Source organism: Neiella holothuriorum (genome assembly GCF_019457915.1).
GTDB lineage: Bacteria > Pseudomonadota > Gammaproteobacteria > Enterobacterales > Neiellaceae > Neiella > Neiella holothuriorum.
Map to the genome: position 1 here is coordinate 1 of NZ_JAHZSS010000037.1, position 6,148 is coordinate 6,148.

Below are 6,148 nucleotides of genomic sequence, written 5' to 3' on the forward strand. Positions count from 1 at the left end.
TTGTTAGCTCAGCTGGTAGAGCAGTTGACTTTTAATCAATTGGTCGCAGGTTCGAATCCTGCACAACCCACCACTTTTACATTGACGCCCTGTCGCGCTACACTCCAAAGACAATTTATCGCTCCGAAGCGTTTCTGCCTACGTTTAACAATTTGTTTTATATGGTAGTGGCGCCGTGACCTTAAGTCGTGTCACCGGGTTGAATTTGAAAAGGTTCAGCCTCCCGTGCTTGGAAAGGGGTAACATGTCACTATCCGACTCTTTTGGTCGGCAGTTCCACTATGTGCGGCTGTCGATTACCGATGTATGCAACTTCCGTTGTAACTATTGTTTGCCTGATGGCTATCAGTGCGATGGCGACCGAGATTTTCTAAATCTTGATGAAATACGTCGCGTCGTGAGAGCGTTTGCCGAATTGGGGGTCGAAAAGATCCGTATTACCGGTGGCGAACCTACGTTACGTAAAGATCTCCCCCAAATCATTGAGCAATGTGCAAACACGCCAGGGATCCGAAAAGTTGCACTAACCACCAATGGCCACAAAATGGCGCGCTATCTCGACAGTTGGGATGCAGCTGGCTTGAATGCCATTAATGTTAGTGTTGATAGCCTTAACCCTCATGTGTTTCATCAAATTACAGGTCACAATTCGCTTACCGATATTCTGGCTGCGCTCGAACAAGCACAGCAGATGGGATTTGATGCCATCAAACTTAATGCCGTTCGAATGAAAGGCATTAACCATCACGAACTTGATAGTTATATCGATTGGTTGAAAGACAAAGATCTGTGCTTACGCTTTATTGAGCTGATGGAAACGGGTGACAACCGAGCATTTTTCAAACGCCATCATAGCTCCGGCGAGTCCATTGTTGCTGAGCTACAAAGTAAAGGCTGGCTGCCGGTGACACGGAGCCTATCGGCTGGCCCCGCGCAAGAATATTACCATCCTGACTGGCAAGGCCGGGTTGGCGTCATTATGCCGTACAGCAAAGATTTTTGTGCAAGCTGTAATCGCTTGCGTATGTCTTCCAGAGGCGATTTACACCTGTGCTTATTTACCGAGCACGGACTAAGTGTTCGCGACCTGATGCAGTCAGATAAAGACATCTCACAATTGAAAAATAGATTGCAGGCGTTGCTGGTTGAGAAACATGCCAGTCATTACCTGCCAGAGCATCAAGTTGGCTCAACCAAGCATTTAGCATCTATTGGTGGTTAATGATGGCCGCCGATCCTGCCAGGCGAGCATTGCTACGAGGTCGAGTTGCTAAGACGTTGATCATACGCCCACCTTGGGCCGTTGCAGAAGCGGATTTCACCGACAGCTGTAGTCGTTGCGGAGATTGTGTTGAGGTTTGCCCAACCAACATAATTGTCAAAGGCTCTGGTGGTTTTCCTGAAATTGACTTTTCGAAAGGTGCGGGCGAGTGTGAACTGTGTGAACGTTGTGTTGTTGCGTGCACGGATAACGCCTTATCCTTAAACGAGCAACCATGGCAGTGGCAGCTGACGCTAAATGACGGCGCATGCTTGGCTCATCAAGGTGTAGCATGCCGAAGTTGTGGTGAATATTGCCCAACACGTGCGATTCAGTTTAAACCGCAAATAGGGGGGCATTTTGTGCCCAGTTTGAACACAGAAATATGTAATGGCTGTGGCGCCTGCATAAGTCCTTGCCCTACGAATGCTCTTGAGGCTAAACAAGTCGGTTGAAGCCTTATTTATTTTTGTTATTTTCGCGTATAATCCCTGCGCTAAATTATTCACCCAGTTGTCCGTAGTTGCCGGAGTCCGCCATGAACGACGTGTTAGACGTGTTATCGCCTACCTTTCCTTTCCCACCCAAACCGAAACGTTTGAGTGATGCTGAGCGCGATGCGGCAATCGAGCGAATTAAGCGCTTATTAATTGAGAAAGATGCGGTATTAGTTGCGCACTACTACACCGACAATGACATTCAAGCGCTGGCTGAAGCGACAGGTGGCTGCGTGGCCGACTCGCTAGAGATGGCTCGTTTTGGTAATCAACATCCTGCATCGACGTTATTGGTTGCCGGTGTTAAGTTCATGGGCGAAACCGCAAAGATCTTAACGCCAGAAAAGAAAGTCATTATGCCAACGCTCGAAGCGACTTGTTCTTTGGACATAGGTTGTGATGCCGATGAATTTAGCCAGTTTTGCGACCAACACCCCGATCGCACCGTCGTGGTCTATGCCAATACTTCCGCTGCCGTTAAAGCGCGCGCTGATTGGGTTGTGACTTCGAGTATTGCTTTGGATGTTGTCGACCATCTCGATAGCGAAGGCGAGAAAATACTTTGGGCGCCAGACAAGCACTTAGGTGGCTATGTGGCTAAGCAAACCGGTGCCGATATGCTGTTGTGGCAAGGTGCCTGTATTGTCCATGATGAGTTTAAGTCTAATGCCCTTCGCCAATTAAAAATTGAACACCCTGAGGCTGCGATTCTGGTTCATCCTGAATCACCAGAGAGCGTTGTCGATATGGCCGACGCCGTTGGCTCAACCAGTCAGCTCATTAAGGCCAGCCAAGAGCTCGACAACGAAACCTTCATCGTTGCCACTGATCGCGGTATTTTTTATAAAATGCAGCAACTCTCACCCACTAAGACGTTCATTGAAGCACCTACAGGCGGCCAAGGAGCGACTTGCCGCAGCTGTGCCCATTGCCCTTGGATGGCAATGAACGGCCTACTGGCGATAGAAGAAGCACTGCTCGACGGAACTGGTCGTGAGGTTTTTGTTGATGAGTCTATTCGCCAAAAAGCGCTTGTACCTCTTAACCGGATGCTTAACTTCCAGGTCAGCCGGTAATCGTTTTAAATGACATAACAGTTTTTTGATTTCTGTGAATGTCGTATGACAAGTTTGATAGCTTTTCTGTGCTTCAATAGCAGCGCAGCAAAGTGTATATGAACGCCATAATTAAGCGCATAATGACGATGTATGGCTTGATACCCAAGCATACTTCAATATGACATTGTTCCAGTGGATGCAATGGGCGAAACACCTACAGCTGAACAAGAAGTAACCGAGTCGGCTGAATCTGTACCTGCTAAGACCTGCTTAGAGCAACAACTCGTTAGCTAAACAAAATAAATGCCTGAGAACTCGTTGACGAGGCTAGGGCTTTTCCTTAATATACCGCGGCCTTTGGGGTTAAGCCTTCCATTGGCTGTGGGCTACACATTAAAAAGCAGACAATCAGTTTTAGTGTGGAGAGGTGTCCGAGTGGCTGCAAAGCGTAGCGTCCGGAAATGAGCAGCGCTTAGCGTGCTCTCAGCCAGCCTTACACAAACCATGAGCTACATGGCTAAAAAAGCAGACAATCAGTTTTTAGTGTGTAGAGGTATCCGAGTGGCTGCAAAGCGTAGCGTCCGGAAATGAGCAACGCTTAGCGTGCTCTCAGCCAGCCTTACACAAACCATGAGCTACATGGGTAAAAAAGCAGACAATCAGTTTTTAGCGTGGAGAGGTGTCCGAGTGGCTGAAGGAGCACGCCTGGAAAGTGTGTATACGGCAACGTATCGAGGGTTCGAATCCCTCCCTCTCCGCCATTATTTAAAAAGCCCAGCTGTTGCTGGGCTTTTTGCTTTTTGACGTTTGTGTGGTGGTATTGAATCGCGTGATTCAATTTAGGCTAGAAAGCTTTTTAGAGCGTTTGTTTACTGGCTTTAGTTGAATAGGCAAAGTAAATAAGTCTCATTAAATCAACGTGGTGTGGTTCTCTTCTAGCAAAACGCTTGCCTATATTTGGGCTTTGTTTGAGTTTTGATATGTTTTGTCTGGATGGAATCCTTTACAAATCCGTGTTTTGTGGGTATTTTTCCGTTTCCGTACTGTTTTATTTACAGAGCAGTTTACAGCTTTCGTATAAACCTCGCTTAAGGCTTGTTAATCACTCATGAGACTTGAAGTCATCTGTGAAGATCGTCTGGGGATCGCCGAAGAAATTCTTTCTATCATGGTTAAACATGGCATGAATTTAAAAGGCATCGAATCTGACGTTAACCGTAATATTTTTCTTAATTTCCGCAAGTTAGAGTTCTCAGAGCTACAAATGTTGTTGCCTGAGATCCGCCGCATTGATGGCGTTGAAGATGTACGAACCGTTCCATTTACTCCCTCGGAACGAAATACCCACGAACTAAATACAATTTTGCGTACCTTGCCTGATCCTGTTTTCTCACTCGATAGTCGTGGACGTATTGTGCTTGCTAACGAAGCAGGCGTTATTGCGTTACGTAGCTCTCTTGAAAAACTGCAGGGCCAAGGAATTAATCAATTCGTCCATGGCTTTTCTTTCCAACGTTGGTTAGATGACGACCAAGCCGATTCTCGGAATTCGAAAGTGACGATGAATCAACGCACTTATTTGGCTGATATTTTGCCTATTCGTGTCGCTGAAGATGAAAACTTGCCCAGTCAGCAAGTGCTTGCTGGTGCTGTTTTAGTCATGAAGTCGACCGATCGTCTGGGCGAACAAGTTCACGCCTATCAGAAACAAAGCGGCGACGGGTTTGAGCGCATTTATGGCCAAAGTCAGCAAATGAAACAAGTATTGGCACAAGCGCGGAAAATGGCGCAACTTGATGCGCCGTTACTTATTCAAGGCGAAACAGGAACAGGTAAAGAGCTGTTAGCGCGAGCGTGTCATGAGTTTAGCTTCCGTGACGGCAAACCTTTTGTTGCCCTGAACTGTGCGTCGCTACCAGACAACGTTGCCGAAAGTGAATTATTTGGCCATGGCGAAAATGCGTTTGAAGGCGCGGGTGAAGCACAGCGCGGTGTGCTCGAAATAGCCGCCGGCGGAACCGTATTCCTCGATGAGATCGGTGAAATGTCGCCATCTCTGCAAGCCAAGTTCCTGCGCTTCTTACAAGATGGTACTTTCCGCCGTGTGGGTGATGAAGATGAAGTCAAAGTTGATGTTCGTATCATCTGCGCGACCCAGAAAGACTTACCCGACATGGTGCAAAAGTCTGAATTCCGAGAGGATTTGTATTACAGATTGAATGTGTTGTGTCTTGTTGTGCCACCATTACGTGAACGTAAATCAGACATTCTGCCGTTGGCCGAACGTTTCATTGAGCGATTCTGTGCACAGACGGGGCGACCGTCGGCATTGATTAGTAAATCTTGCCGCGATTACATGATGCAATACCCTTGGCCGGGCAATGTACGTCAGTTAGAAAATGCTCTTTATCGAGCCATTAGTTTGTTAGAAGGCAACGAGCTTGTTGCTGAGGATCTTCAATTACCCTCATATGCCAGCGGCTCGGGTTATTATGATCAGCCTATAGAAGGAACACTCGAAGAGTCGGTCAAACGTTTCGAGAGCAATTTGTTGCGTCGTTTGTATCCCTCGTATCCAAGCACCCGACAACTAGCGCGTAAATTAGGCGTGTCGCATACGGCGATTGCCAACAAGCTTCGCGAATACGGTATTAACAAAAAGACGATTACCTAATGTCTGCGCCATCACCCGCCGTCTTTCTTGACCGAGACGGCGTGATTAATCTCGATACCGGTTATACCCATAAAGTGGAAGACTTAGTCATTCTGCCTGGTGTGGCGAAAGGCTGTCGCCGGTTAATCGAGGCCGGATTCAAATTGGTGATTGTTACCAACCAGTCTGGCATCGCTCGTGGCCTCTACACTAAGAGTGATTACCAACGGTTTACCGAGCGACTATTAGAGTTATTAGCCACACAAAGCGTACACTTTCATGGTGTTTACTTTTGTCCTCACCACCAACTCGGTGAAATCAAGCAATACAGCAAAGACTGTGACTGCCGTAAACCTAAGCCGGGCATGCTACTAGAAGCGAGTAAAGACCTAAGCCTTGATCTCTCAAAAAGTTATATGGTCGGTGACCGGCCTTCTGATTTAGAAGCCGCGGTACAGGCGGGCGTCATCGGACAAGTGCTAATTGCCACGGGCAAGGTTCTTACCGATGAGGGCATCCAAAAAGCGAGCTTTGTAGCAGACGATTTTTTGGCTGCAACTGACTGGATTTTGACCAACTCAAAATAAATAGAAATTTATCACAAAAAGCCCTTGACCGAATTCAAAGACTCCCTATAATGCGCCCCCACAGCAACGGGGAACGGCAACGAACTAAAGTT

Annotated in this window: 5 protein-coding genes, 1 tRNA gene and 1 riboswitch; all 6 genes read left to right on the top strand. The window is 47.2% G+C overall.

The window, feature by feature from the left end; genetic code table 11:
• Positions 1 to 109: 109 nt before the first annotated feature.
• Positions 110 to 256, top strand: a riboswitch (molybdenum cofactor riboswitch).
• The 6 genes from moaA to gmhB all read left to right on the top strand — a co-directional run bounded on the left by moaA (position 245) and on the right by gmhB (position 6,056).
• Entirely contained in the window at positions 245 to 1,222 is a 978-nt protein-coding gene (gene moaA, locus K0504_RS18180; protein ID WP_220105584.1) for a GTP 3',8-cyclase MoaA, read from the top strand. Its footprint overlaps the riboswitch before it by 12 nt.
• A gap of 2 nt (positions 1,223 to 1,224) precedes the next feature.
• Positions 1,225 to 1,716 carry a ferredoxin-type protein NapF gene (gene napF, locus K0504_RS18650; RefSeq protein WP_225918228.1) on the top strand — a complete coding sequence of 164 codons (492 nt, stop codon included), beginning with the start codon at positions 1,225 to 1,227 and terminating at the stop codon, positions 1,714 to 1,716.
• A gap of 83 nt (positions 1,717 to 1,799) precedes the next feature.
• The gene (gene nadA, locus K0504_RS18190) at positions 1,800 to 2,834 is read left to right on the top strand and encodes a quinolinate synthase NadA (protein ID WP_220105586.1); all 1,035 of its coding nucleotides are present in this window, start codon (positions 1,800 to 1,802) and stop codon (positions 2,832 to 2,834) included.
• A 655-nt stretch (positions 2,835 to 3,489) separates the two neighbouring features.
• A tRNA-Ser gene (locus K0504_RS18195) sits at positions 3,490 to 3,577 on the top strand.
• Between the two features lie 347 nt (positions 3,578 to 3,924).
• Entirely contained in the window at positions 3,925 to 5,490 is a 1,566-nt protein-coding gene (gene tyrR, locus K0504_RS18200) for a transcriptional regulator TyrR (RefSeq protein WP_220105587.1), read from the top strand.
• Entirely contained in the window at positions 5,490 to 6,056 is a 567-nt protein-coding gene (gmhB, locus tag K0504_RS18205; protein WP_220105588.1) for a D-glycero-beta-D-manno-heptose 1,7-bisphosphate 7-phosphatase, read from the top strand. Before tyrR ends, gmhB begins: the two co-directional genes overlap by 1 nt.
• Positions 6,057 to 6,148 lie beyond the last annotated feature (92 nt).

Excerpts from the sequence above, each read along its gene's own strand:
- napF (WP_225918228.1), top strand. The coding sequence starts at position 1,225 with ATGGCCGCCGATCCTGCCAGGCGAGCATTGCTACGAGGTCGAGTTGCT.
- nadA (WP_220105586.1), top strand. The coding sequence starts at position 1,800 with ATGAACGACGTGTTAGACGTGTTATCGCCTACCTTTCCTTTCCCACCC.
- tyrR (WP_220105587.1), top strand. The coding sequence starts at position 3,925 with ATGAGACTTGAAGTCATCTGTGAAGATCGTCTGGGGATCGCCGAAGAA.
- gmhB (WP_220105588.1), top strand. The coding sequence starts at position 5,490 with ATGTCTGCGCCATCACCCGCCGTCTTTCTTGACCGAGACGGCGTGATT.
- moaA (WP_220105584.1), top strand. The coding sequence starts at position 245 with ATGTCACTATCCGACTCTTTTGGTCGGCAGTTCCACTATGTGCGGCTG.